The sequence below is a fragment of the Aromatoleum sp. genome (genome assembly GCF_035254505.1).
Lineage (GTDB): Bacteria > Pseudomonadota > Gammaproteobacteria > Burkholderiales > Rhodocyclaceae > Aromatoleum.
Genome location: NZ_DATFAO010000088.1, coordinates 1 through 24,264, shown reverse-complemented (window position 1 = coordinate 24,264; position 24,264 = coordinate 1). Strand labels below are relative to the sequence as shown.

The following is a 24,264-nucleotide window of genomic DNA, read 5'->3' as shown; positions in this document are numbered from 1 at the left end:
CCCGTGAAGTGGGTGTGCGGGGTGATCGAACCCGGCTTCGCCAGCACTTGGCCACGCTCGACGTCTTCACGCTTGGTGCCGCGCAGCAGCACGCCGACGTTGTCGCCCGCTTGACCTTGGTCGAGCAGCTTGCGGAACATTTCGACGCCCGTGCAGATCGTCTTGACGGTGGGCTTGATGCCGACGATTTCGATTTCGTCGCCAACCTTGACGATGCCGCGCTCGACACGACCAGTCACGACGGTGCCACGACCCGAGATCGAGAACACGTCTTCGATCGGCAGCAGGAAGGGCTTGTCGATCGCGCGCTCCGGCGTCGGAATGTAGCTGTCCAGCGCTTCGGCGAGCTTCAGGATCGCGCCTTCGCCGAGGTCGGTCTTGTCGCCTTCGAGCGCCTTCAGCGCCGAACCCTTGATGATGGGCACGTCGTCGCCCGGGAAGTCGTACTTCGACAACAGCTCGCGCACTTCCATCTCGACGAGTTCGAGGAGCTCTTCGTCGTCGACCATGTCGCACTTATTCAGGAAGACGATGATGTAGGGCACACCGACCTGACGCGCAAGCAGGATGTGCTCGCGGGTCTGCGGCATCGGGCCGTCAGCGGCCGAGCACACCAGGATCGCGCCGTCCATCTGGGCGGCACCGGTGATCATGTTCTTCACGTAGTCGGCGTGACCCGGGCAGTCGACGTGCGCGTAGTGGCGATTGGCCGTCTCGTACTCGACGTGCGCGGTATTGATGGTGATGCCGCGCGCCTTTTCTTCCGGCGCCGCGTCGATCTGGTCGTAGGCCTTCGCCTCGCCGCCGAACTTGCTCGACAGGATCGTTGTGATCGCTGCCGTCAGCGTCGTCTTGCCATGGTCAACGTGACCGATCGTCCCGACGTTTACGTGCGGTTTCGTCCGCTCAAACTTACCCTTAGCCATGCCGACACCTCATTAAACAGATTCAGAAAACCGGACCGATGACAGATCGACCATTGCGACGATCGCCGCAATATGCTGTGGTGCCCATGACGTGGATTGAACACGTGGCCTCTCCCTTACCAAGGGAGTGCTCTACCACTGAGCTACATGGGCTCCGAAAACTAGTGTGCCGCCATACCTGGAGCGGGTGAAGGGAATCGAACCCTCGTCATAAGCTTGGAAGGCTTCTGCTCTACCATTGAGCTACACCCGCATACAACGCAGACGAAACGCTTTACACCCGCACCGACTTAAAACGTCAAGCCAGCAGCAAATAACTTGGTGGAGGGGGAAGGATTCGAACCTTCGAAGGCAGTGCCGTCAGATTTACAGTCTGATCCCTTTGACCGCTCGGGAACCCCTCCAAACGAAGACCAGCACTATAGAGGACTGATTTCGCCGTGTCAAACCTTTTGTGCAATTTTCTTTTCTGAACGACTGGCGCCGGGTTATTCGGGTCGTTGTCGCCGCGGTGCACGATGGCCTTGGCCGTCCGCGGGGCGCAATAATGCCCGACCTTGTTCTTTCCGTCCAATCGGAGCCGAATTCATGACCCTCAAGCACGATGGGCAACGCGCGCCTCTTCCGGAAGCTTTCATGACTTTCATGTGCCGGCGCTTCGGGAAGCGCTTTTCCACGGCGGAGGCGGTGCGCGCGCACCACGGACACGACGAGTCGCACTTCGCCGATGCGCTGCCCGACGCCGTGGTCTGGCCGCACACGACCGATGAGATCGTCGAGATCGTGAAGGCTTGCGGCGCCCATGGCGTTCCGGTGATCGCGTTCGGCGTCGGCAGTTCGCTGGAGGGGCATGTGCTCGCGACACGCGGCGGTATCAGCGTGGACTTTTCCGAGATGAATCGCGTGCTGCGCATCAACTCGGAGGACATGGACGTCGTTGTGCAACCGGGGATCACGCGCAAGCAGCTCAACGCGGCGCTGCATGGGACCGGGCTCTTCTTTCCGGTCGATCCGGGTGCGGACGCGAGCATCGGGGGAATGGCGGCGACGCGGGCGTCGGGGACGAATGCGGTGCGCTACGGGACGATGCGCGAGAACGTGATGGGGCTTGAGGCGGTGCTCGCAAACGGCTCGGTGATCCGGACCGGGAGCCGCGCGCGGAAATCCTCGGCGGGCTACGATCTGACGCGCTTGCTGGTGGGCTCGGAGGGGACGCTGGGGTTGATCACGGAGCTCACGGTACGGGTGCATCCGCTGCCGGAGGCGGTGTCCGCCGCCGTGTGTGCGTTCCCGGATCTGGACAGTGCGGTGCGGACGGTGATTCAGACCATTCAGTTGGGGATTCCGGTGGCGCGCATCGAGTTGCTCGACGAGCTGACGGTTCGCGCCGTCAATCGCTACAGCAAGACGACGCTGCGTGAGTCGCCGATGCTGTTCTTCGAGTTCCACGGCTCGCCGGCGGGGGTCGAGGAGCAGGCGCGCACGGTGCAGGAGCTCGCTGGCGAGTTCGGGGGGGCGGACTTCGAATGGGCAACGCACCCGGAGGACCGTTCGCGTTTGTGGGCTGCGCGCCACGATGTCTATTTCGCCAGCCTGAACCTGCGTCCCGGCAGCCGCGGCATCACGACGGACGTCTGCGTTCCGATCTCGCGACTTGCGGACTGCATTGCGGGGGCGCGCGAGGATATCGCCGGGACTGGACTGATCGCGCCGATCGTGGGGCACGTGGGCGACGGGAACTTCCATACGCTGATCCTGGTGGATCCAGACAATCCGACCGAGATCGAGCAGGCGGAAGCGCTGAATCGCAAGATCGTCGCTCGTGCGCTTGAGATGGGCGGAACCTGCACCGGTGAGCATGGGGTGGGATTCGGGAAGCAGGAGTTTCTCGTCGCGGAGCATGGCGGCGAGGCCGTGGAGGCGATGCGGGCGATCAAGCTCGCGCTCGATCCGGCCAATCTGCTGAATCCGGGAAAGGTCGTGCCGCCGGTGTAGGCACTGGCTACGGGCCGCGCGCGACGCTCCAGGCATTGATGCGAGCGGAGGCAGGCGCTAGGCTGATGGGAGCCTCAAACCGCTGGACGTGCTGTGCCTTCTCTTCTGGGAGACCCTCATGGCCGAAGTTGATCCCCTGCCCGGCGCCACCGGGCGCCCGGTGAGTCTCGAGGACAAGTACACGCTCGCCTCCGGACGCGTGTTCCTCACCGGCTATCAGGCGCTGGTGCGCCTGCTGATGATCCAGAAGGAACGTGACGCGGCGGCCGGGCTGAATACGGCGGGCTTCGTGTCGGGCTACCGCGGTTCGCCCTTGGGCGGACTCGACCAGACACTATGGAAGGCGAAGAAGCATTTGGCGGAGCACGACATCGTGTTCCAGCCAGGGGTGAACGAGGATCTCGCGGCGACCGCCGTATGGGGCTCGCAGCAGGTCAATCTGTCGCCGCAGGCGAAGTACGACGGCGTGTTCGCGATGTGGTACGGCAAGGGGCCGGGCGTAGATCGGACGGGCGACGTGTTCCGTCACGGCAACGCGGCGGGCAGCTCGCGCTACGGGGGCGTGCTGGTGATCGCGGGTGACGATCACGCGGCGAAGTCATCGACGCTGCCGCACCAGACGGACCATTTCTTCAAGGCGATGATGATGCCGGTGCTGACGCCGGCGGGTGTGCAGGAGTACATCGATTTCGGCGTGCATGGCTACGCGCTGTCGCGCTATTCGGGCTGCTGGGTGGCATTCAAGGCGCTCGCGGATACGGTGGAGACTTCGGCGTCGGTGGACATCGATCCGAGCCGTATCGAGGTTGTGATCCCAGCGGATTTTGCGCTGCCGCCGGACGGGCTCAACATCCGCTGGCCGGATCCGCCGCTGGTGCAGGAAGAACGGCTGCTGCACTACAAGCTGTATGCAGCCCTTGCCTACTGCCGCGCCAATCGGCTCAACCGCATCGTGATCGATTCGCCTGCGCCGCGGCTCGGCATCATCACCAGTGGCAAGTCCTATCTGGACGTGCGGCAGGCCTTCGATGACCTCGGCATCGACGAGGCGCTCGCAGCAAGTCTCGGCATCCGGCTCTACAAGGTGGGCATGGTGTGGCCGCTGGAGGCCGAGGGGGTGCGGCACTTCGCCGAGGGGCTGGATGAGATCCTCGTGGTGGAGGAGAAGCGCCAGTTTCTCGAGTACCAGTTGAAGGAGGAACTCTACAACTGGCGGGAGGACGTGCGCCCGCGCGTGATCGGCAAGTTCGACGAGAAGGGCGAATGGGCGATGATCCCGAAGGCGGGAGGGATCGTCGATCACGGGGAGTGGCTGCTGCCAGCCGCCGGGGAGCTGACGCCGGCGATGATCGCGCGGGCGATCGCGTCGCGGATCCAGCGCTTCTTCACGTCGCCGCAGATCGAGGCGCGGCTGGCTTTCCTGGAAGCGAAGGAGAAGGCGCTTGCGGAGCGTTATTTCGCGATCGATCGTGTGCCGACCTTCTGCTCGGGCTGCCCGCACAACACCTCCACGCACGTGCCCGAAGGCAGCCGCGCGCTGGCCGGCATCGGCTGCCATTACATGGTGACGTGGATGCCGGAGCGGCGCACCGGGACCTTCACGCAGATGGGCGGCGAAGGGGTGCCGTGGGTCGGACAGGCGCCCTTCACGAACGAAAAGCACATCTTCGCGAACCTCGGGGATGGCACCTACTTCCATTCGGGCCTGCTCGCGATCCGCCAGTCGATCGCGGCGGGCGTGAATATCACCTACAAGATCCTGTACAACGACGCGGTCGCGATGACGGGCGGCCAGCCGGTGGATGGGCAGCTGACGGTGCCGAAGATCGTGCACCAGCTCCTCGCCGAAGGAGTCGGCAATATCGTCGTTGTCACGGACGGCACGTCGCGCGCCTACGGTCCGGCTGACTTGCCGCATGTGCCGATCCGGTATCGCGACGACTTGGACGCGATCCAGCGCGATCTGCGCGCCTCGCCCGGGGTGACGGCGCTGATCTACGACCAGACCTGCGCGGCGGAGAAGCGGCGGCGCAGGAAGCGCGGGACCTTCCCCGATCCGGCGCGTCGGGTGTTCATCAATGAGGCGGTGTGCGAAGGCTGCGGGGACTGCGGGGCTGAGTCGAACTGCATGTCGATCGTGCCGGTGGAGACGGAGTTCGGCAGGAAGCGCCGCATCGACCAGTCCTCATGCAACAAGGACTATTCGTGCCTGAAGGGCTTCTGCCCGAGTTTCATCACGATCGAAGGCGGACAACTGCGCAAGGCGAGCGCGCGGACGATTGAGGAGGCATTCCCCGATCTGCCGATGCCGGAAGTGCCGTCGACTCAGACGCCGTTCGGCCTCCTCGTGACCGGGGTCGGGGGCACGGGGGTCGTCACGATCGGCGCGCTGATCGGGATGGCGGCGCACATCGACGGCAAGGGGGTGACGGTGCTGGACATGACGGGCCTCGCGCAGAAGGGCGGGTCGGTGTTCAGCCACGTCCGCGTCGCCGACCGGCCTGAGGATCTGCATGCGGTACGGATCGCGGCGGGCGAGGCGCGTTCGGTGATCGGGGGCGACATCGTCGTCACGGCGAGCGTCGAGGCGCTGACGAAGATGGCGGCCGGACATACGCGCGCGGTCGTCAATTGCGCTGAAACGCCGACCTCGGAATTCACGCGCAATCCCGACTGGAGCTTCCCGCTTGCGCGGATGGAAGGGGCGATCCGCCATGCGGTGGGCGATCTGCCGCTCGCAGCCGGGGATTCCGCCGGCGCCGCACGGGCCGCGGATTTTCTCGACGCACAGGCGATCGCGACGAAGTTGATGGGCGATGCGATCGCGACCAATGCCTTCCTGCTCGGGTACGCCTGGCAGAAAGGGCTGGTGCCGGTGACGCACGAGGCGCTGCAGCAGGCGATCGCGCTGAACGGGGTGTCGGTCGAGATGAACCGGCAGGCCTTTCTGTGGGGGCGGCGTGCCGCAGTCGGTCTCACCGCAGTGCTGCGCGTGGCGATGCCCGCGGAAGAAACCGTGCCGGAGGCGGCTACGCTGGACGAAGTCATCGCACGGCGCGTCGAATACCTCACGGAGTATCAGGATGCGGCCTACGCTAACCGCTACCGGATGCTCGTCGAGCGGGTGCGCAATGCCGAGCAGCGGGCGGCCGGCGCCGGCAATGCGGGGCGTCTCGCCGAAGCGGTCGCGCGCAACTACTTCAAGGTGCTGGCGATCAAGGACGAGTACGAGGTCGCGCGGCTCTACACCGATCCGGCGTTCTGGCAGAAGGTCGAAGAGCGCTTCGAAGGCGATTTCACGGTACGCTTCCACCTGGCGCCGCCGCTGCTCGCGCAGCCCGATCCGGCGACCGGGAAGTTGCGCAAGAAGGCGTTCGGACCGGGCATGCGCAGAGTGTTCCGCTGGCTCGCACGCTTCCGCCGCATTCGCGGCACGCGCTGGGACCTCTTCGGACGGACCGAGGAGCGCCGCGGCGAGCGCGCGCTGATCACGCGCTACGAGAACGACATCGCGGAAGTGCTGGAGACGCTCTCCTTTCTGCGCCTGCCGCTCGCGGTGCAGATCGCGAGCCTGCCCGAGCAGATCCGCGGCTTCGGGCACGTCAAGGCGCGCAACATGAAGCAGGCGGACGCGCGGCGCGCGGCCTTGCTGGAGGAATGGCGCAAGCCGGCGGTCGCAGAGCGGGGGTCGCAGGCGGCGTAGGCCTCCTTCTCCGGCAAGCGCCTGACGCGCGGGAGTGGCGCGGTATCATTGCGACTTCGTCCCGCGCTCGCCGTCCATGTCACCAGCATTGAAAGCCCTGCTCTCCCAGCTTGCCGGCTGGGCCCTCGCGATTGGCTTGGCGCGCAGTGGATGGCTTCCGGCCGGGATCTGGCCGCTCGTCGGGGTTCAGGTCGCAGCTGCGATCGCCGTTGCCGCGGCGCTGCGCAGCGACCGCTGGTGGCTCGCGATCCATCTGGGTTTTGCGCCGATGCTGATTCCGGCCGGCCGGCTCGGCATCGCGCCGGGCTGGTATCTCGGCGGCTTCGCGCTCCTCGCCGCTGTCTACTGGACGAGCTTCCGCACGCAGGTTCCGCTGTACCTCTCGAATCGCCGCACGGTGGAGGCGATGACACGCCTGCTGCCGGAAGCGCGTGCCCTGCGCGTGCTCGATCTGGGTAGCGGCACAGGTTCGTTGCTGCGCCCGCTCGCACGCCGTCGCCCGGACTGCCGTTTCGACGGGGTTGAGGCCGCCCCTGCGCCGTGGCTGATCAGCCGGCTGCTCGCACGCCGTCTCGGCAACGTGGCAATCCGGCGCGGGGATTTTTTTGCCGAGCCATGGTCAGAGTACGACGTGGTCTACGCCTTCCTTTCGCCGGTGCCGATGCCAGCGGTGTGGGAAAAGGCCGAACGGGAGCTCGCGCCGGGAGCACTACTGGTGAGCAACAGTTTTCCCGTTCCCGGCCGTAAACCCCGGGAAGTGGTCGACGTCGCCGATCGGCGCGCGACCCGGCTCTACGTGTACGAGGTCGGCCCCACACAGCGGCGGGCGAAATAGCGGCAAATCACGGCGCTTTTTCGCTGCTTGCAGGGGTGGGACGGCCCCGATAATGAGATCGTGCGGCGATGAGGCCGCGACCAGAGGTACACCGGCATGGCTGAAATCATTTGCGTCATCGGCAACAAGGGGGGTACGGGCAAGACCACCTTGTCGCACATGCTCGCCCAGGGCCTGGGGCTGCTCGGGCACCGGTCGGCGTGCGTGCTGACCGATACGTCGCGCGAACCGCTGAGCCCCGAGGGGCGACGCTACATCACGGCCGACGCCCGCACGCGCGAAGCGCTGGCGAAGGTCGTCGACAAGCTGCGCTCATTGCAGGACTGGATCGGCGTGATCGACGGCGGCGGCAACCGCACCGAGATGGACCGCCGGCTGTATGCGCTGTCGGACATTGTGCTGCTGCCCTTCCGCGAGTCGCACGAGGATATCCGGACCGTCGTGCGCGACCTGGAGATGTTCCCGCGCGCCTATGCGGTGCCGACGCAGTGGCCGACCAACTCCTGGCAGCGCGACGCGGCGGACCGCAACGTGGCGCAGCTGATGGGCGCTTATCGACATCGGATCCTGAATCCCGTGTGCGCGGTGTCGGCGTCCAAGGTGCTGCTGCAGAAGAAGTTGCCCGAACAAATGCCGACGGGACTCGCCAATGCGTGCCGAGCCTTCGCGCGCCAAGTGCTGGAGGTGATGGAGATCGACCACGTCGAGCCCGTCGCCCAGGCCGAGGACGACGAAGTCGATCAGGTCGGAGGGCGTCTATCGGCGGCAGACATGCCGATGCGCCTGCAGGCAAGCCGCCGCTCACACTAGCAGGCGACCGCTGCGGTCCGCTTACAGCCGCGGGCCGTGGCGATTGATGACGATGAGCGCCTGCGCGCGACTGGTGACGTTGAGCGCGCGGAAGATCGCCGACATGTGCACCTTCACGGTACCTTCGGAGAGTCCCAGCAGATCGGCGATTTCGCGATTGGTCTTGCCTTGCGCGAGTAGTTCGAGCACCCGCGTCTGCCCGGCGGTGAGGCCGAATCGCTCGCTGACCGGTGCACCAGAGCGCTTCGAGGCAGCATCGGAAGCACTGTCGGGCGAGTAGATGCCGCCGGCGAGCACGCAGCGCACGGCGTCACGCAGGACATCGCCGGAACTCGCCTTCGACACGAAGCCCGACGCGCCGCCCTTCATCGCGCGGCGTATCGACGTCGAGTCGTCGAGCGCGGATACGACGATCGTCGGCACGTCCGGGAAGCGCTTGGCCAGCACTCCCAGCAAGGAAAAGCCGTTGAGGTCCGGCAGCATCAGGTCGATCACGGCGAGATCCCAGTCCGGGCTCGCCTCGAGCTTCGCGAGCGCCTCCTCCGATCCCTGGGCTTCGACACACTCGACGCCGGGTTCGAGCCGGGACAGCGTCTGAGCCATCGCTTCACGGACAAGGGCATGGTCTTCGACGATCAGAATCCTGGTCACTCAACGCTCCGCAAACTGGGCTGCCAACGAAGCCAAGAGCATAGCACGCGCCGGGCGCAGCGGGACGGGCGGCGCGGCCGCGCATCGAGTCTTCGTCCGAGATCGAGCACCTGCGCGGCGGACGCCGAAAAACGGTCCCGCCGCGCATGCGACGGTGTTTGTCAGCACTTGTTTCAGCCATTATCATCAAGGCGATGGGCATAACGATCAGGCATTGCGACGCACGCGGGAGGACGCCTTGCCGCAAGGGCGAGTCCGCGCTCGGCACAAGCGCCGATCACCGCTGTCCGGTCGCGGCAGCAGCCTCATGAACTTCCGGCGGTCGAATCCGCTACGCGGGCTCCTCGCGGTCTTGCTGATACTGCTTGCGACGATCAGCCAGGCTGCTTCGGGCCCGCGCGTCGTGCTCGTCACAGGGGAGCGCAACGCTGCGCAGGACGAGACGGTCGGGGCGATCCGCTCCGCGCTGGTGCCGGAACTGAACGCGACGGACATCGGTCTCGTCGAGGCGCAGGACTTCGACGGCGGGGGACACGCCGAGGCGCGCATCATCGTCACGGTCGGGACCCAGGCGGCCAAGGCGGTCGGTGCGCGCCGGCCGGCGCAGCCGGTACTCAACACCCTGCTCACCCGCGAATTCTATGAAGCACAGCCCGCACCGCTGCCCGGCCAGGCGCGCTCGGCGATCTTTCTCGACCAACCGCCGCGCCGGCAACTCGCGCTGCTCAATGCTGCCCTGCCCGACCAGGGAACGGTCGCCCTGCTCGTCGGCCCGAATTCCGAAGAAGTCGCCCGCCAGTTCGTCGCCAGCGCTCCCGAGCACAAGCTGAAGGTCAATGTCGCTCAGGTGACCCAGGAACGGGAAATCTTCCAAGCGCTCGAAAAGCTGCTGCGCGAACGGTCGGTCCTGTTCGCGCTGCCCGACGCCGCGGTATTCAATACCTACACGATCCAGAACATCCTCCTCACCAGCTACCGCCACCGCACACCGCTGATCGGCTTCTCCCCGGCCTACGTGCGCGCGGGAGCCTTGCTCGCGCTGTATTCGACGCCGGCGCAGATCGGACGGCAGGCGGCCGCCATCGTGCGCAGTGTGCTGGCCGGAATGGCGCTGCCGCCGCCGCAGGCGCCGCGCGAATTCGAGGTGGCCGCGAACCCGGTGGTGGCGCGCTCGCTCGGCATCGAGCTGGACGCGCCCGAACGTATCGCAGAACGCGTGCGCGAACGCGAGAACCTGAAGGAGCCGAAGCCTTGATCGACCATTGGGGAATCCGTGCGCGCGTGATGCTCGCGGCCGTGCTGCCGATGCTGGTGCTGGCGATCGTGCTGACGGCCTTCTACACGCGCACCCGCATCAACGATCACGAAGACGCGTACCGTGCACGCGGCCAGGCCTTCGGCCGCCAGCTCGCGGCAGCGAGCGAATATGCCCTCTTCTCCGGCAACCGCGAAACACTGCAGCGGCTGTCGGCGTCGATGCTCGCCGAGGAAGACCTGACCGGCGTGCTGATCCTTGCGCACAACGGCGAGATCCTTGCGCGCAGTGGCAATCTGGACACGGCGCTGCCGCCGCCGCGCGGCGCGACGACCGACGAGGAAGTGCTGAGCTCGCGCCAGACGCTACGCATCATAGAGCCCGTCCTGCCGAGCTCGGTCGAACTCGACGACGGACTGTCCGGGATCGCGGTCGGCGTCGGGGGCGAGGCGCGCGCGCCAGCGGTCCTCGGGGCGGTGGTGGTCGACATCTCGCGTGCACGACTGGACGCGCGTCTAAACGAACTGCTGCTGACGAGCGGGCTGAGCATCGTGCTCGTGCTGATCGGCAGCCTCGTGCTCGCGAACTACATGAGCCGCAGCGTGACCGGACCGATCCGGCAGGTCGCCACCGCCGTCGAGCGGATCGGGCGCGGGCAGTTCTCGGCGCGTGTGCCGCCGGTGGGTGGCGGCACGCTGCGCACGCTCGCAGACGGCGTCAACGAAATGGCGACTCAGCTCGCAAGCGCGCACGAGGACATGAGCCGTCAAATCACCGAGGCGACCGCGGAGCTGCGCGAGCGCAAGGAGCAGGCCGAACGCGCGACGCTGTCGAAATCGCGCTTCCTCGCAGCGGCGAGCCACGACCTGCGCCAGCCGATGCATGCGTTGGGCCTCTTCATCGCCGAGCTCGCGCAGCACCAGCACCCGCCGCAGATCCGCCAGCTCGTGGAGCGCATCGCGGCATCGGCCGGGGCGATGGAGAACCTGCTCGACAGCCTGCTCGACATCTCCCGACTCGACGCGGACGTCGTCAAGCCGAACGTTCGCCCCTTCGCGCTGCAGCCGCTGCTCGATCGCATCGCGGCCGAGGAACGCCCCGGCGCCGACGCGCGCGACCTGGAGCTGAAGGCACGGCCGACCGATGCCTGGATCAGCAGTGACCCGGTGCTCTTCGAGCGCATCCTCGGCAACCTCGTCAGCAACGCGGTCCGCTATACGCGCAAGGGGCGGGTGTTCGTCGTGTGCCGGCGCCGCGGCAATCGGCTACGCATCGAGGTGCGCGACAACGGCATCGGCATCCCGCCCGAGTCGCAGGAGCTGATCTTCCAGGAGTTCGTGCAGCTGCATAACCCGGAACGCGCGCGCGACAAGGGGCTCGGTCTGGGACTCCCGATTGTGCGGCGTCTCACGAACCTGCTGGGACACCGACTGACGCTGCGCTCGCGCCCGGGCAAAGGCTCGGTGTTCGCGGTCGAGGTGCCGATTGCCGCACCGATGCCGGAAGTCGAGCGTCTCGAGGACCGGCGCCCGCCGGGCGATCTGGGCGGACTCAGCGTCGCCCTCGTCGACGACGACCCGCTCGCACGGACCAGCATGCAAAGCCTGCTCAGCTCATGGGGCTGCAACGTGATCGCCGCCGGCGACCTGGATGCGCTGACCGACAGCTTGCGGCGCGAACGCAAGCAGCCGGAATTGATCATCAGCGACTTCCGGCTCGACGGCACGCGCAACGGCGTCGACGTGATTCGCAGCCTGCGCGCACTGCATGGCAGCGACATTCCGGCAGTGCTGGTCACGGGCGACACCGGCGAAGACACCTTGCGGCTCGCGCAGCAACAGGGCCTGCCGCTGCTTCACAAGCCGGTGCGTCCGGCGCGCCTGCGGGCGCTGCTCAACCGGCTGCCAGGAGCCGTCGAATGACGGACGCGGCTGCGGCATATGCGGTTGGACGGTAAGGAGTAGTAGTAAGATGGGTAGATGTCCAAACAGGCCGGGAGAGAACGATGCAGAATCAGAATAACGCCCAGGATCCGCTCCAGTTCGTACGTGGCATGTGGAGCAGCATGGGCTTTTCTCTGCCCGGACTCGTCACCCCGACGCTCGATGTGAATGAACTCGACAAGCGCATCGCCGACCTGAAGGCGGTCGAGAACTGGCTGAAGATGAATCTCAGCATGCTGCAGATGACGACCCAGGGGCTCGAAGTGCAGCGCGCGACGATCGCCGCGGTGCAGGCGATGAGTCAGCAGGCGCGCGATGCAGCGAACAAGGCGGGCAGCGAGGAAGGCGCGGGGGGCAATCCGTTCGCGTCCGCGGCGCTGTGGGCTTGGAATGTGATGGGCTCGCAGGCGGGCGCTGCGGCGGCTGCCCCTGCGGCGGGCGCGCCCGCACCCGCCCAGGCAAAGGCCGAAGCCGCTTCGGCCTCGACTGCGGCGGCGGCGAAGAAGGCGGCGGCCGAGAAGAAGTGAGTACTACCTAGAGCAGCATCAGCCAGAAGGACAAGGTCGGAACCGCCAGCACGGTCGTCGCCGAGATCAGCCAGGCGACGCCCGGTCCGTCTCCCCCCATGCGCATCGCGAGGATGTAGGCCGAGCTCGCCGACGGCAAGGCGGCGAAGAGCACCAGCACGTCGAAGGTGATCCCGGTGAGGCCCAGCGCGCGGCCGAGCTGCCACGCAATCGCAGGCAGCAGCAGGAGTTTCACGCCGACGATCCAGGCCGATCCCGTCCAGCGCCCGCCGATGTTTCCCCACCGCAGCGCGGCGCCGACGGCGAGCAGGCCCAGCGCGACGGCGGCATCGCCAAGGCGCTTGAGGAAGGCGACCATCGGCGACGGCAATTCGAGCCCGAGCAGATTGAAGAGGAGCCCGCAGAGAGTCGCGAGCACGAGCGGATTGCGCGACAGTTCGCGCAGCAAGCTGCCTTGTCCGTGGCGCGCGAGCATGCCGACGGCCATCACGTTCACGAAGGGGACCATCGCGCCGCACAGGCCGCCCATCAGCGCGACCCCGGCCGCGGAGTGAAGCTTGCCGGCGATTGCGATGCCGATGTAGGTATTGAAGCGGTAGGCGCATTGCAGGCGTGACGCGAAGCCCATCGCGTCGAGCCCCATCAGACCGCGTCCAAGGAATCCGGCAACGAAACCAACGATGATGACGCCAAGCCCGCCGACGAAGAGCGGCAGCGCACGGCCAGGATCGATGGCGGCGGTGGCGAGCGCGTTGAAGAGCAGCGCGGGGAAAAGGACGAAGTAGACGAGCTTCTCGACACCGGCCCAGAAGGCCTCGTTGTCGACGAGGCGCCGCCGCAGCACAGCACCGAGCAGGATGAGGGAGAAGTCGGGCAGGAGCAGGGCGAGGCTGTGCATCGCCGAAGCTTACCGTGCAGGCAGGCCCGTTGCGAGCAAGCGCGCGGCCGCGCCGGTACGACGCCCGGCGGGATGATGCAAATCCACGACCGATTAGACTACGCCCGCGTCGCGCAGGCGCCGGATCTCGGCGGCGTCGAGGCCGAGCGTCGTCAGGACGGCATCCGTATCGGCACCGGCGGCAGGCGCCGGGGTGAGGGTGGCCGGGCTGAAGTCGGACATCGCGACCGGCGGCGCGAACTGCGTGACGCCGTCGACTTCGACGAACATCCCCCGGGCGCGCAGCTGCGGGTCCTGGAGACTTTCTTCGACGCGCAGGACCGGCGTCACGCAGCAGTCGATGCCGTCGAAGTGCTGGACCCACTGAGCTTGCGTGCGGGTGGCGAAGATCGCCGCGAGCTCGCCTTTCACGCGCGCGCCCTTCTCGCCCGTCGACAGATGGCCGGGTTTCAGGTCGGGCCGCTCGAGCGCATCGCACAGCATCGACCAGAATTTTTCTTCCAGCGAGCCTACCGCCATGTGGCGTCCGTCGGCCGTTTCGTACACGCCGTAGCAGGGCACTCCGCCGGTCAGCAGATCCTCGCCGCGCGGCTGCACCTTTCCGTGCGCCAGCACTTCGGCGAGCGGGAAGATCGCGTGGGCGAGCGCGGCGTCAGTCATCGAGACGTCGACGTGACGCCCCTGCCCCGTCGCGCGCGCATCGATGATCGCAACGAGCAGGCCGAAGAGCGCGCTCATCGTGCCGCCGAGGAGGTCGCCGATCTGCAGGTTCGAAATCGCCGGAGCTCCGCCCGCCGTGCCGATCTGGTCGAGCACGCCGGCGTAGCCGATGTAGTTGATGTCGTGCCCGGCCCGCAGTGCGTAGGGGCCGGTCTGGCCGTAGCCGGAGATGCTGCAGAGGACGATTTTCGGGTTGGTCGCGGCGAGCGTCGCGTAGCCGAGGCCGAGCTTGTCCATCACGCCGGGCCGAAAACCTTCGACGACGACGTCGGCGCCTTCGACGAGGCGTAGGAAGAGTTCGCGTCCCGCGGCCTGCTTGAGGTCGAGGCGGATGCTTTTCTTGCCGCGATTGACGATGCGGTAGAAGTAGCTGGTGTCGCCCTTCATCGCGCCCATCGTGCGGGCGTAGTCGCCGGCGCCGGTGTCCTCGATCTTGATCACTTCGGCGCCGTAGTCGGCAAGATGCTGGGTGGCCAGCGGGCCCGGCAGCAGTCGGGTGAGATCGAGAACGCGCAGGCCTTCGAGGGGTTTGGATCGCATCGTCAGAATCGGGAGCTCAGTCGTATTTTCGGATGTCGTCGATGACCTTGCCGTCGTTGGCGAGGCTGCCAGGGGCGCAGAAACTCACTTCGCCGCGCAGCTTGGTGAGTTCGCGGATGCTGGTCGCGATTGCGGCCGCAAGCCCGTCGCCACCCTCGGCCACTTCACAGTGCAAGGTCATACGGTCGTTGAGATCGGGATTATCCACGACGAGACGCACCTTATGCACTCCGGGATGACGTTTGACGACGTCAGCGATCTGGGCGGGATGGACGAACATGCCCTTGACCTTGGTGGTCTGGTCGGCGCGCCCCATCCAGCCTTTGATGCGGACGTTGCTGCGGCCGCAGGGCGAGGCGCCGGGCAGGATGGTGGAGAGGTCGCCCGTGCCGAAGCGGATCAGCGGGTAGTCGGGGTTGAAGGTGGTGACGACGACTTCGCCGACTTCGCCTGGCGGGACGGGGTCGCCGGTACCGGGGCGGACGATCTCGAGAAGGATGTCCTCGTCGAGGACCATGCCTTCGCGGGCCGGGGTTTCGTAGGCGATGAGGCCGATGTCGGCGGTAGCGTAGGCTTGCGAGGCCTGGATTCCGCGTGCCACGAGGGCTTCTCGGACACTCGAGGGGAAGGCTTCGCCGGAGACGAAGGCTTTGGTGAAGCTCGATACGATGCCGAGTTCATCGGCCTTTTCGAGGATGATGCGCAGGAAGGACGGGGTGCCGACGTAGGCGTTGGGCTGGAGGTCGGCGATCGCGGCGACTTGTTGCTCGGTCTGGCCAACGCCGGCCGGAAAAACGGTGCAGCCGAGCGCGTGGGCGGCGGTCTCCATCATCGAGCCGGCGGGCGTGAAGTGGTAGGAGAAGGTGTTGTGGACGAGATCGCCTGCGCGGAATCCCGCGGCGTGGAAGGCGCGGGCGAGGCGGTAATAGTCAGGGCGCGCGCTTTCGGGTTCGTAGAGCGGGCCGGGGGAGGCGAAGACGCGGCGGCAATCCGCGCCCCATCTCGTCGCGGCGAAGCCGCCGAAGGGGCGCGCGGCTTTCTGGCGTTCGAGGAGTTCGGACTTGCGCGTGACGGGCAGCTTCGCGAGAGCTTCGCGGGTGGTGATGGTCGCCGGATCGATGCCTTCGAGAAGCTGAGCAAAGGCCGGAGCGTGGGCCTTGGCGTGGGCGATCTGGGCCGGCAGGCGCGCCATCAGGTCGCGCTCGCGCTCGGCGGGGTCACGGGTTTCTCTGGCGTCGTAATAGGTCATCGGTCGGTCCCTGGTGCGAGATTCTGGCGCTTGTCGTTTTGTTTGATGCCGTTATGGCGAGCAGCCCGCCCCCGTCCGGGGCGTGTTCCGCGCCTCGTTGGCGCAAGCGGATGCCTCGGCACGAAACACGCCCCGAACGGGGGCTACGTCGTGCGCAGTGGAGGACGGGCAAGTGTGATGCGAGGCAAGGCGCGAGGGTGCGCCGTGTGCTACTGCACACAAGCGCCCGAGCAACGCCGCATCGCGCCGCAATCGCCCGTCCTCAGGAGAGCCAGCGCTTGCGGCGGCGGTAGTGTTTGACTTCGCGGAAGCTCTTTCTGCCTTCGCCCGACAGGCCGAGGTAGAACTCCTTCACGTCCTCGTTATCCGCCAGTCCCTTCGCTTCGCCTTCCATCACGACGCGGCCGTTTTCGAGGATGTAGCCGAAGTCGGCGTAGCGCAGCGCGACCATCGTGTTCTGTTCGGCGAGCAGGAAGCTGACCTGCTCCTTGGCGTTGAGGTCCTTCACGATCTCGAAGATCTCCTCGACGATCTGCGGCGCGAGGCCCATCGAGGGTTCGTCGAGCAGGATCATCTCGGGTTTGGCCATCAGCGCCCGGCCGATGGCGCACATCTGCTGTTCGCCGCCGGAGGTGTAGCCGGCTTGCGACGCGCGCCGCTGCTTGAGGCGCGGGAAGTAGTGGTAGACCTTTTCGAGGTTGTCCTTCAGCTCGCTGCGCGAGATCGAGCGCGTGTAGGCGCCGGTCAGGAGGTTTTCCTCGATCGACAGGTGGCCGAAGCAGTGGCGGCCTTCCATCACCTGGATGACGCCACGTTTGACGAGGTCGTTGGGAGTCATCTGGTCGATGCGCCCGCCCTTGAACTCGATGCTGCCCTTGGTGACGTCGCCACGTTCGGCGCGCAGCAGGTTCGAGATCGACTTCAGCGTGGTCGACTTGCCGGCGCCATTTGCGCCCAGCAGCGCGACGATCTTGCCTTTCGGCACTTCGAGCGACACGCCTTTAAGCACCAGGATCACGTGGTCGTAGATGACTTCGATGTTGTTGATGCTGAGGTAGGGCGAGGCCCCGGTCGCGGCAGTGGTGGTCGTCGCTGTATTCATTGTCTGTTCGCCTGTTGTCTCCGTCCCGCCTCCCCGTCAGGGGAGTCCTCCGCGCGGGGACTGCGCCGTGCAGCCCCCGCGAGTGCGCGTCAGCTCTCCTTCGAGCAGTCGCGCGGGGTGATGCCCTTTTCCTTCGCATAGGCCGCGGCGGACTCCTCGACCATGCCGCGCACGAGGGGCTTGTCGCCTTCGACCCAGTCGGTGACGACCTTCCACTTGGCGCCGTCCCACTGCTGGAACTTCACCTTGCCGGCGCCTTCGTGGTCGGCGCAGGTGACGTTGAGGTCAGGCATGAAGCCGGTCGCGCCGAGCGCAGCGAGCTTCTTGTCGTCGATCTTCAGGTGCTCGAAGCCCCAGCGGACTTGTTCGCCGGTAAGCGGCTTGCCCTTGCCGAATTTCTCCTGGGCGGTACGGATGGCTTCGACGGTGATAATTCCGTGCACGACGCCGCGGTTGTAGTACACGCTGCCGAGACGCGACTTGTCTTCCATGTTGCCCTTGCTCTTCCCGTACACGAACTTGTCAATGTCCTTGATCACGGGATAGTTGGCACCGGCGACGTTGAAGCCCGCGGAGGTGTAGCCCTTCGCGGCGTCACCCGCGGGGATCGTGTCCTCCTCGGCGCCCGACCACCACACGCCGACCATTTTTTCGCGCGGGAAGCCGGTGCGCTGGGCGGTGCGCAGCGCGGTCGGGTTCATCACGCCCCAGCCCCACAGCACGACGTAGTCCGGCTTCGACTGGCGGATCTGCAGCCACTGCGACTGCTGCTCGTTGCCAGGATGGGCGACCGCGATCTTGAGGACTTCGAAGCCGTGCTTGGCGGCGAGCTTGTCCATGATCGCGTGCGATTCCTTGCCGTAGGCCGAATCGTGGTACAGCAGGGCGATCTTCTTGCCCTTGAGCTTGTCCATGCCGCCTTCCTTCGTGCCGATGTAGTTCACGATGGCGGAAGCTTGCGACCAGTAGGTCGTGATCAGCGGGAAGACCCACGGGAAGACGCGGCCGTCGGCGGCGTCCGTACGGCCGTAGCCCATGGTCACGAGGGGGATCTTGTCTTGCGCGACGCGGTCGAGCACCGAGTAGGTGATGCCGGTCGAGAGCGGCTGGAACACCGAGTTGCCGGTCGTGCCCTTGCCCTTCAGGCGCTCGTAGCATTCGACGCCGCGGGCGTTGTTGTATTCGGTTTCGCACTCTTCCCAGGCGAGCTTGACGCCGTTGATGCCGCCGTCACGTTCGTTGATCAGCGTCATGTAGTCGATCCAGCCCCCGTAGATGCCGGAACCGCCGGATGCATAGGGGCCGACGCGGTAGCTCGGCAGGCCGATGAACTGTTGCTGCTGCGCGGCGGCATAGCCGGTGGCGAGCAGTCCTGCGACGGCGGCTCCCAGCAGCACGGTGGTCTTCAATTTCATGATTGCGCCTCCTCGTTTGTGTGGTCCAACTGTTTCTTTGCCACGTTCGCCGGACCTTGTGCGAATGGCATGCCGGCTAGATGCCGATCTTAGTGCGGGAACGGCCACAGGCGGAGCTTTTCCTTGCCGATCTGCCACAGCCGCGCGAGTCCGTGCGGTTCGACGATCAGGAAGAAGATGATCAGCCCGCCGAAGATGATGAGTTCGAGGTTCGCCGCGAGGCTCGCCGGCACCGCGCCGCCCAGCGTCGAGTGCATCGCGACGTTGAGGAAGATCGGCAGCAGCACGATGAAAGCCGCGCCGAGGAAGGAGCCCATGATCGAGCCGACCCCGCCGATGATGATCATGAAGAGGATCTTGAACGACAGGTCGAGGTTGAAGCCTTCGGGCTCGACGGTGCCGAGATAGGTGTAGCCGTAGAGCGCGCCGGCAACGCCGCAGTAGAAGGAGCTCACCGCGAAGGCCTGCAGCTTGGTGCGCATCGGGCGGATACCGATCACTTCCGCGGCAACGTCCATGTCGCGCACCGCCATCCAGGCGCGGCCGGTCGTGCTGCGCACCAGGTTCTTCGCGAGCAGGGCCAGCACCGCGACGATCGCGAGCGAGATCAAGTATTTGCGCTCCGGGGAATCGAAGGCGAAGCCGAAGATCACGATCTCCTGCGTCGTGATGACGCCCGAGCTCGAGTGATTCGAGAACCAGGGGAACTTGACCAGCGCCCACACGATGAAGAACTGCGCCGCGAGGGTCGCCACCGCGAGGTAGAAGCCCTTGATGCGCAAGCTCGGCAGGCCGAAGACGATGCCGACCGCCGCCGCGCACAGCCCGCCGAGGATGATCGCGACGATGAAGGGCATGCCGTCGATGCGCAGCATGAAGTTGTACGCGCCGAAGGCGCCGACCGCCATGAAGGCGGCCGAGCCGAGCGAGAGCTGGCCGGCGTAACCGGTGAGGATGTTGAGCCCGATCGCCGCCAGCGAAAAGATCAGCACCGGCGTCAGGATGGCCTGCAGCCAGTACTGGTTGGCGAAGGCCGGAACGGCGAGGAAGAAGAACGCGAGGATCGCGTAGAACCCGACACGGTCCTGGCGGATCGTGAAGATCTGCTGGTCTTCCTCGTAACTGGCCTTGAACTGGCCCGCTTCACGGTAAAACATGCGCTTGTCTCCGTAATCTTGTCGTTATGCGGTCAGGTCAGACGCGATCGATATGGCGTTCGCCGAACAGGCCCTCGGGGCGCACCAGCAGGAAGCCGAGTGCGAGGATGTACGGGAACCAGGATTCGATGCCGCCGCCGACGAAGGGGCCGATGTAGACCTCGGCGAGCTTCTCGGTCGAGCCGATGATGAGCCCGCCGAGAATCGCGCCCGGCACCGAGGTGAAGCCGCCGAGGATCAGCACCGGCAGCGCCTTCAGCGCGGTGAAGGTCAGCGCAAACTGAACGCCGTTGCGCGAGCCCCAGATCAGACCCGCGACCAGCGCGACGAAGCCCGCAACGCCCCACACGATGGCCCAGATGTGCTGCAGCGGGATGCCGATCGACAGCGCCGCCTGGTGGTCGTCGGCGACCGCACGCAGCGCGCGGCCGACGCGGGTGAATTGGAAGAAGAGCGCGAGCGAGACCACCAGCACGCCGGCGACCGAGGCGGCGAAGACGTCGAACTTCGACACCAGGATGTTGGCGCTGTCCATGATCCAGCCGATCGGCTCGTCCGCGATGCCCAGATCCAGACCGCGCACGTTGGCGCCCCAGATTCCCTGCGCAATGCCTTCGACGAGGTAGGTCAGGCCGATCGTCGCCATGAACAGCGTGATGTGCGGCTGGTTCACGAGCCGGCGCAGCACGATCTTCTCTGTCGCAATGCCGAGCACGACCATCGCCGCGAGTGCGAGCACGAAAGCGAGCGCAAACACCAGCTTGCTGCCCTCTTCCAACCCGAACCACGCCGGCAGCACCTCGGTGAAGCCGACGAAGGTCAGCGCAGCGAAGAACACCATCGCGCCCTGGGCGAAGTTGAACACCCCGGACGCCTTGTAGATCAGCACGAAGCCCAGCGCCACCAGCGCGTACAGCACGCCGGAGAGCAGCCCGCCGATCAGCACTTCGAAAAAGAACTGCATTGTTGTCTCCTGATCCTGTGGTCCGCGGTGCCGATCAATGCGAGGTGCCGAGGTAGGCGGCAATCACTTCGGGATTGTTCTTGACCTCGTCGGGCGCGCCGTCGCCGATCTTCTTGCCGTAGTCGAGCACCACGACGCGGTCGGAGATGTCCATCACGACGCCCATGTCGTGCTCGATCAGCACGATCGTCGTGCCGAACTGGTCATTCACGTCGAGGATGAAGCGGCACATGTCCTGTTTCTCCTCGACGTTCATGCCGGCCATCGGCTCGTCGAGCAGCAGCAGGCTGGGTTCGGCGGCAAGCGCACGGCCCAGTTCGACGCGCTTTTGCAGGCCGTACGGGAGACGACCGACGGGCGTCTTGCGGATGCTCTGGATCTCGAGGAATTCGATCACCTCCTCCACCTTCATGCGGTGCTCGATCTCCTCCTCCTGCGCCCGGCCCCAGAACAGCGCGTGCTGGAGCATGTTGCATTTCATCTTGAGGTTGCGCCCGGTCATGATGTTGTCCAGCACGCTCATGCCCTTGAAGAGCGCGATGTTCTGGAAGGTGCGCGCGATGCCCTGCGCGGCCGCCACGTGCGGATCCATCTTGCGGCGCTCCTCGCCGCGGAACATGATCCGGCCTTCCTGAGGGTGATAGACGCCGTTCATGACGTTGAGCATCGAGCTCTTGCCGGCGCCGTTCGGTCCGATGATCGAGCGGATCTCGTGCTCGCGCACGTTGAAGCTGATATTGGTCAGCGCCTTCACGCCGCCGAAGGACAGCGAGATGTTCTGCAGGTCGAGGATCACGTCGCCGACGCGTCGGCCATTCGCCTGTTCCTGGGCGTGAGCCGCCTGCGCGATGTCGTTCATCATCATTGCTCCCCTCCTTACGCCGCGCGCTTCGCGGCCTGCGGCGCAAAGGTCTTGGCCTCTTCGATGCGCAGGTCGGCACTGACGCGGCCCTCGCGTCCGTCCTCGTACTTCACGACCGTCTCGATGTGCTGGATCTTGCGGCCGCTGAAGAGCGCGTCGATCAGCACCGCATAGCGCTCGGCGACGAAGTTGCGCCGCACCTTGCGGGTACGCGTGAGTTCGCCGTCGTCGGCGTCGAGCTCCTTGTGCAGGATCAGGAAGCGCTTGATCTGCGAGCCGCTCATCTTCGGGTCGGCGGCGAGGTCCGCATTGACCTTCTCGACGCAGTCGCGGATCAGGTCATACACCTTGGATTGCGAGGCGAGATCGGTGTAGCCGGAATAGGCCATGCCCTGGCGCTCGGCCCAGTTGCCGACCGCTTCGAGGTCGATGTTGATGAAGGCGGTGACGTAGTCGCGGCCGCTGCCGAAGGTGACCGCTTCCTTGATGTGCTGGAAGAACTTCAGCTTGTTCTCGATGTAGTTCGGCGCGAACATCGATCCGTCCGTGAGCTTGCCGACGTCCTTGGCGCGGTCGATGATCTTCAGGTGGCCTTCGGCGTCGAAGAAGCCCGCGTCGCCGGTCATGAAGTAACCGTCGGCGTTGATCGACTCGGCGGTCGCGTCGGGGCGCTTGTAGTAGGCCTTCAGCAGCATCGGCCCCTTGACGAGGATCTCGCCGTTGTGGGCGAGCTTCACTTCGACGAAGGGCGCGGGCTTGCCGACCGAGTCGAACTTGATCTGGCCGTCGGGCTGAAGGCAGACGTAGGCGCAGGTCTCGGTCTGGCCGTAGAACTGCTTGAGGTTCACGCCGATCGAGCGGTAGAAGCGGAAGAGGTCCGGTCCGATCGCGGCGCCCGCCGTGTAGGCGACGCGGATGCGGCTCATGCCGAGCACGTTCTTCAGCGGACCGAACACCAGCAGGTTGCCGAGCCAGTACTGCAAGCGGTCGCCGGTGGACACCGGCTTGCCGTCGAGGATGTCGGCGCCGCAACGCTGGGCGACACCGAGGAAGTGGTGGAAGAGCTTGCGCTTGAGAGCGGTCGCGTCCTCCATGCGGATCATCACCTGCGTGAGCAGGTTCTCGAACACGCGCGGTGGGGCGAAGTAGTAGGTCGGCCCGATCTCGCGCAGGTCCGTCATCACCGTCTCGCCGGACTCGGGGCAGTTGATCGTGAAGCCCGCGACCATCGCCTGTGCGAACGAGAAGAGGTGATCGCCGACCCAGGCCATCGGCAGGTAGGACAGGATGTCTTCGCCGTCGGTGAGGCCGTCGACCTGCATCGCGCCCTGCGCTGCGGCGATGAACGCGCCGTGGGTCTGGCATACGCCCTTGGGCTTGCCGGTGGTGCCGGAGGTGTAGAGCATCACCGAGATGTCGTCGCCCGCGCCCTTGTCGATCTCGGCGTCGAGGAAGTCGGTGTGATTGCGGTCGTGGATGCGGCCCGCTTCCTGCAGCGAGTCCAGGCCCATCAGCAGCGACTGCGTGTAGTGGCGCAGCCCGCGCGGGTCGTCGTAGATGACGTGCGCGAGGAAGGGCACGTCGGGCAGGATCTCGAGCATCTTGTCGACCTGCTCCTGGTCCTCGACGACCGCGAAGCGGATCTCGGCGTCCTGCAGCACGTAGGCCATTTCCTGCGCCACGGCGTCCTGGTAGAGCATCACCGGAATGCCGCCAAGGCATTGGCAGGCTGCGACCGACCAGTAGAGCCGCGGACGGTTGTCGCCGATGATGGCGAGGCGGTCGCCCCGCTTGAAGCCCAGTTCCGCGAGCCCGCAGGCGATGGCGCGCACGTTCTGCGCGACTTCGGCCCAGGTGTAGGTCTGCCAGATGCCGTATTCCTTCTCGCGCATCGCGGGCCGGTTCGGCCGCACTGCCGCGTGGTGCATCAACAGCCGCGGGAATGTGTCCAGGGCCGCCGCATGCACGGCTTGCCCGTTACTGTCGGACATAAGCACCTCCTCCTTCGGTTTTTAAGCTGCGTCTCCATCCGGCCCGTGTTTATCGGTTGCGGGTCCGGGGTTCGGCGCAATCGTGTGCGCCGAAGCGTCCTCCCCCGTCGAACGATGAGGGCGCGCTTTTGTGTGCGTGCAGTGTCGCAAGCCATGTTTGCGCAACTGTTTGCGGAATGTACTGAATCGTAACAACCGCAATTCATGCGAAACGTGGACAAAAAAAGGGGAGGCTCACGCCTCCCCTTCGTCATGACGACTCAGCCGTGGATCAGCTGAAGAAGCCCGTTCCGACCAGCACCAGCAGCACGAGGCCGAAGGTGATCAGCACCAGGCCGAGGATCACCGAGCTGACATGCATCGGCCGCGAGGGCGCATCGACGATGTACTTCTCGAGTTCGCCCGACTCAACCAGACGCTGGTACTGCGCCGGATGTTCGCGGCGGAACTCTTCGAGCGACTGCGTGCCGGTGAACATCACGACGTCCGGCGGCGGCAGCTTGTCGGGGCGGAAGTGGTTATTGAAGAAGTGCACCGTGAAGAGGAACACCGCCGCGAGGAAGGCTTCCTCGCCGTGCACCAGCGTCGCGACGTTGAACACCCAGCCCGGCAGGAAGCTCGCCGTGACGTGCGGGAAGGCCAGCATCAGGCCGCTCCAGCCGATGATGTTCACACCCCAGAACACCGCCCAGTAGTCGAACTTCTCGAAGTAGGTCCAGCG

General features: G+C 65.8%; 18 protein-coding genes, 3 tRNA genes and 1 pseudogene. 7 read left to right on the top strand and 15 right to left on the bottom strand.

Annotated elements, in window-relative coordinates; genetic code table 11:
* The 4 genes from tuf to VJ673_RS18045 all read right to left on the bottom strand — a co-directional run.
* Nucleotides 1-926: elongation factor Tu (gene tuf / locus VJ673_RS18060; protein WP_324127552.1), on the bottom strand; the 926-nt coding region annotated here is incomplete at its 3' end.
* A 78-nt stretch (nucleotides 927-1,004) separates the two neighbouring features.
* Nucleotides 1,005-1,079: transfer RNA gene (locus VJ673_RS18055), tRNA-Thr, on the bottom strand.
* Nucleotides 1,080-1,105: 26 nt separating this feature from the next.
* A tRNA-Gly gene (locus VJ673_RS18050) sits at nucleotides 1,106-1,179 on the bottom strand.
* A 66-nt stretch (nucleotides 1,180-1,245) separates the two neighbouring features.
* A tRNA-Tyr gene (locus VJ673_RS18045) sits at nucleotides 1,246-1,330 on the bottom strand.
* A 184-nt stretch (nucleotides 1,331-1,514) separates the two neighbouring features.
* Here VJ673_RS18045 and VJ673_RS18040 point away from each other — a divergent pair.
* The 4 genes from VJ673_RS18040 (at nucleotide 1,515) to VJ673_RS18025 (ending at nucleotide 8,269) form a co-directional block, all read left to right on the top strand.
* Nucleotides 1,515-2,921, top strand: coding sequence for an FAD-binding oxidoreductase (locus tag VJ673_RS18040; protein WP_324127551.1), 1,407 nt, complete (start codon nucleotides 1,515-1,517; stop codon nucleotides 2,919-2,921).
* 118 nt (nucleotides 2,922-3,039) lie between these two features.
* Nucleotides 3,040-6,624, top strand: coding sequence for an indolepyruvate ferredoxin oxidoreductase family protein (locus VJ673_RS18035; RefSeq protein WP_324127550.1), 3,585 nt, complete (start codon nucleotides 3,040-3,042; stop codon nucleotides 6,622-6,624).
* 76 nt (nucleotides 6,625-6,700) lie between these two features.
* The gene (locus VJ673_RS18030; protein WP_324127549.1) at nucleotides 6,701-7,459 is read left to right on the top strand and encodes a class I SAM-dependent methyltransferase; all 759 of its coding nucleotides are present in this window, start codon (nucleotides 6,701-6,703) and stop codon (nucleotides 7,457-7,459) included.
* 96 nt (nucleotides 7,460-7,555) lie between these two features.
* Nucleotides 7,556-8,269 (top strand): nucleotide-binding protein, encoded by a 714-nt coding sequence (locus VJ673_RS18025; RefSeq protein ID WP_324127548.1) that lies wholly within the window; start codon nucleotides 7,556-7,558, stop codon nucleotides 8,267-8,269.
* 21 nt (nucleotides 8,270-8,290) lie between these two features.
* Here VJ673_RS18025 and VJ673_RS18020 read toward each other — a convergent pair whose 3' ends face one another.
* On the bottom strand, nucleotides 8,291-8,920 hold the full coding sequence (locus VJ673_RS18020; protein ID WP_015437602.1) for a response regulator transcription factor: 630 nt from the start codon (nucleotides 8,918-8,920) through the stop codon (nucleotides 8,291-8,293).
* Nucleotides 8,921-9,227: 307 nt separating this feature from the next.
* Between VJ673_RS18020 and VJ673_RS18015 the strand changes: the two genes are divergently transcribed.
* The 3 genes from VJ673_RS18015 to VJ673_RS18005 all read left to right on the top strand — a co-directional run bounded on the left by VJ673_RS18015 (nucleotide 9,228) and on the right by VJ673_RS18005 (nucleotide 12,645).
* Nucleotides 9,228-10,175 (top strand): ABC transporter substrate-binding protein, encoded by a 948-nt coding sequence (locus VJ673_RS18015; protein ID WP_324127547.1) that lies wholly within the window; start codon nucleotides 9,228-9,230, stop codon nucleotides 10,173-10,175.
* A gap of 29 nt (nucleotides 10,176-10,204) precedes the next feature.
* Nucleotides 10,205-12,097, top strand: a complete 1,893-nt coding sequence (locus tag VJ673_RS18010; RefSeq protein ID WP_324127553.1) for a hybrid sensor histidine kinase/response regulator — start codon at nucleotides 10,205-10,207, stop codon at nucleotides 12,095-12,097.
* A gap of 83 nt (nucleotides 12,098-12,180) precedes the next feature.
* Nucleotides 12,181-12,645: a PhaM family polyhydroxyalkanoate granule multifunctional regulatory protein gene (locus VJ673_RS18005; protein WP_324127546.1), complete on the top strand. Its 465-nt coding sequence runs from the start codon at nucleotides 12,181-12,183 to the stop codon at nucleotides 12,643-12,645.
* A gap of 7 nt (nucleotides 12,646-12,652) precedes the next feature.
* Here the strand turns inward: VJ673_RS18005 and VJ673_RS18000 are convergent, their stop codons facing one another.
* The 10 genes and pseudogenes from VJ673_RS18000 to VJ673_RS17955 all read right to left on the bottom strand — a co-directional run.
* Nucleotides 12,653-13,543, bottom strand: coding sequence for an AEC family transporter (locus VJ673_RS18000; RefSeq protein ID WP_324127545.1), 891 nt, complete (start codon nucleotides 13,541-13,543; stop codon nucleotides 12,653-12,655).
* A 93-nt stretch (nucleotides 13,544-13,636) separates the two neighbouring features.
* Nucleotides 13,637-14,803: a CaiB/BaiF CoA transferase family protein gene (locus tag VJ673_RS17995; RefSeq protein ID WP_324127544.1), complete on the bottom strand. Its 1,167-nt coding sequence runs from the start codon at nucleotides 14,801-14,803 to the stop codon at nucleotides 13,637-13,639.
* 16 nt (nucleotides 14,804-14,819) lie between these two features.
* Nucleotides 14,820-16,052: a phenylacetate--CoA ligase family protein gene (locus tag VJ673_RS17990; protein WP_324127543.1), complete on the bottom strand. Its 1,233-nt coding sequence runs from the start codon at nucleotides 16,050-16,052 to the stop codon at nucleotides 14,820-14,822.
* Between the two features lie 262 nt (nucleotides 16,053-16,314).
* Nucleotides 16,315-17,154 (bottom strand): ABC transporter ATP-binding protein, encoded by an 840-nt coding sequence (locus VJ673_RS17985; RefSeq protein ID WP_324127542.1) that lies wholly within the window; start codon nucleotides 17,152-17,154, stop codon nucleotides 16,315-16,317.
* 89 nt (nucleotides 17,155-17,243) lie between these two features.
* Nucleotides 17,244-18,569 carry an ABC transporter substrate-binding protein gene (locus tag VJ673_RS17980; protein WP_324127541.1) on the bottom strand — a complete coding sequence of 442 codons (1,326 nt, stop codon included), beginning with the start codon at nucleotides 18,567-18,569 and terminating at the stop codon, nucleotides 17,244-17,246.
* Between the two features lie 89 nt (nucleotides 18,570-18,658).
* Nucleotides 18,659-19,726, bottom strand: a complete 1,068-nt coding sequence (locus VJ673_RS17975; protein WP_324127540.1) for a branched-chain amino acid ABC transporter permease — start codon at nucleotides 19,724-19,726, stop codon at nucleotides 18,659-18,661.
* A gap of 37 nt (nucleotides 19,727-19,763) precedes the next feature.
* The gene (locus tag VJ673_RS17970; RefSeq protein ID WP_324127539.1) at nucleotides 19,764-20,690 is read right to left on the bottom strand and encodes a branched-chain amino acid ABC transporter permease; all 927 of its coding nucleotides are present in this window, start codon (nucleotides 20,688-20,690) and stop codon (nucleotides 19,764-19,766) included.
* Between the two features lie 34 nt (nucleotides 20,691-20,724).
* Nucleotides 20,725-21,555 (bottom strand): ABC transporter ATP-binding protein, encoded by an 831-nt coding sequence (locus tag VJ673_RS17965; protein WP_324127538.1) that lies wholly within the window; start codon nucleotides 21,553-21,555, stop codon nucleotides 20,725-20,727.
* Nucleotides 21,556-21,566: 11 nt separating this feature from the next.
* Complete coding sequence (locus VJ673_RS17960) at nucleotides 21,567-23,543, bottom strand: AMP-dependent synthetase/ligase (protein ID WP_324127537.1); 1,977 nt, start codon at nucleotides 23,541-23,543, stop codon at nucleotides 21,567-21,569.
* A gap of 271 nt (nucleotides 23,544-23,814) precedes the next feature.
* Nucleotides 23,815-24,264 (bottom strand): annotated as a pseudogene (locus VJ673_RS17955) (cytochrome C); the annotation flags it as partial.

Excerpts from the sequence above, each read along its gene's own strand:
- VJ673_RS18040 (WP_324127551.1), top strand. The coding sequence starts at position 1,515 with ATGACCCTCAAGCACGATGGGCAACGCGCGCCTCTTCCGGAAGCTTTC.
- VJ673_RS18035 (WP_324127550.1), top strand. The coding sequence starts at position 3,040 with ATGGCCGAAGTTGATCCCCTGCCCGGCGCCACCGGGCGCCCGGTGAGT.
- VJ673_RS18030 (WP_324127549.1), top strand. The coding sequence starts at position 6,701 with ATGTCACCAGCATTGAAAGCCCTGCTCTCCCAGCTTGCCGGCTGGGCC.
- VJ673_RS18025 (WP_324127548.1), top strand. The coding sequence starts at position 7,556 with ATGGCTGAAATCATTTGCGTCATCGGCAACAAGGGGGGTACGGGCAAG.
- VJ673_RS18015 (WP_324127547.1), top strand. The coding sequence starts at position 9,228 with ATGAACTTCCGGCGGTCGAATCCGCTACGCGGGCTCCTCGCGGTCTTG.
- VJ673_RS18010 (WP_324127553.1), top strand. The coding sequence starts at position 10,205 with ATGCTCGCGGCCGTGCTGCCGATGCTGGTGCTGGCGATCGTGCTGACG.
- VJ673_RS18005 (WP_324127546.1), top strand. The coding sequence starts at position 12,181 with ATGCAGAATCAGAATAACGCCCAGGATCCGCTCCAGTTCGTACGTGGC.
- VJ673_RS18000 (WP_324127545.1), bottom strand. The coding sequence starts at position 13,543 with ATGCACAGCCTCGCCCTGCTCCTGCCCGACTTCTCCCTCATCCTGCTC.
- VJ673_RS17995 (WP_324127544.1), bottom strand. The coding sequence starts at position 14,803 with ATGCGATCCAAACCCCTCGAAGGCCTGCGCGTTCTCGATCTCACCCGA.
- VJ673_RS17990 (WP_324127543.1), bottom strand. The coding sequence starts at position 16,052 with ATGACCTATTACGACGCCAGAGAAACCCGTGACCCCGCCGAGCGCGAG.
- VJ673_RS17985 (WP_324127542.1), bottom strand. The coding sequence starts at position 17,154 with ATGAATACAGCGACGACCACCACTGCCGCGACCGGGGCCTCGCCCTAC.
- VJ673_RS17980 (WP_324127541.1), bottom strand. The coding sequence starts at position 18,569 with ATGAAATTGAAGACCACCGTGCTGCTGGGAGCCGCCGTCGCAGGACTG.
- VJ673_RS17975 (WP_324127540.1), bottom strand. The coding sequence starts at position 19,726 with ATGTTTTACCGTGAAGCGGGCCAGTTCAAGGCCAGTTACGAGGAAGAC.
- VJ673_RS17970 (WP_324127539.1), bottom strand. The coding sequence starts at position 20,690 with ATGCAGTTCTTTTTCGAAGTGCTGATCGGCGGGCTGCTCTCCGGCGTG.
- VJ673_RS17965 (WP_324127538.1), bottom strand. The coding sequence starts at position 21,555 with ATGATGATGAACGACATCGCGCAGGCGGCTCACGCCCAGGAACAGGCG.
- VJ673_RS17960 (WP_324127537.1), bottom strand. The coding sequence starts at position 23,543 with ATGTCCGACAGTAACGGGCAAGCCGTGCATGCGGCGGCCCTGGACACA.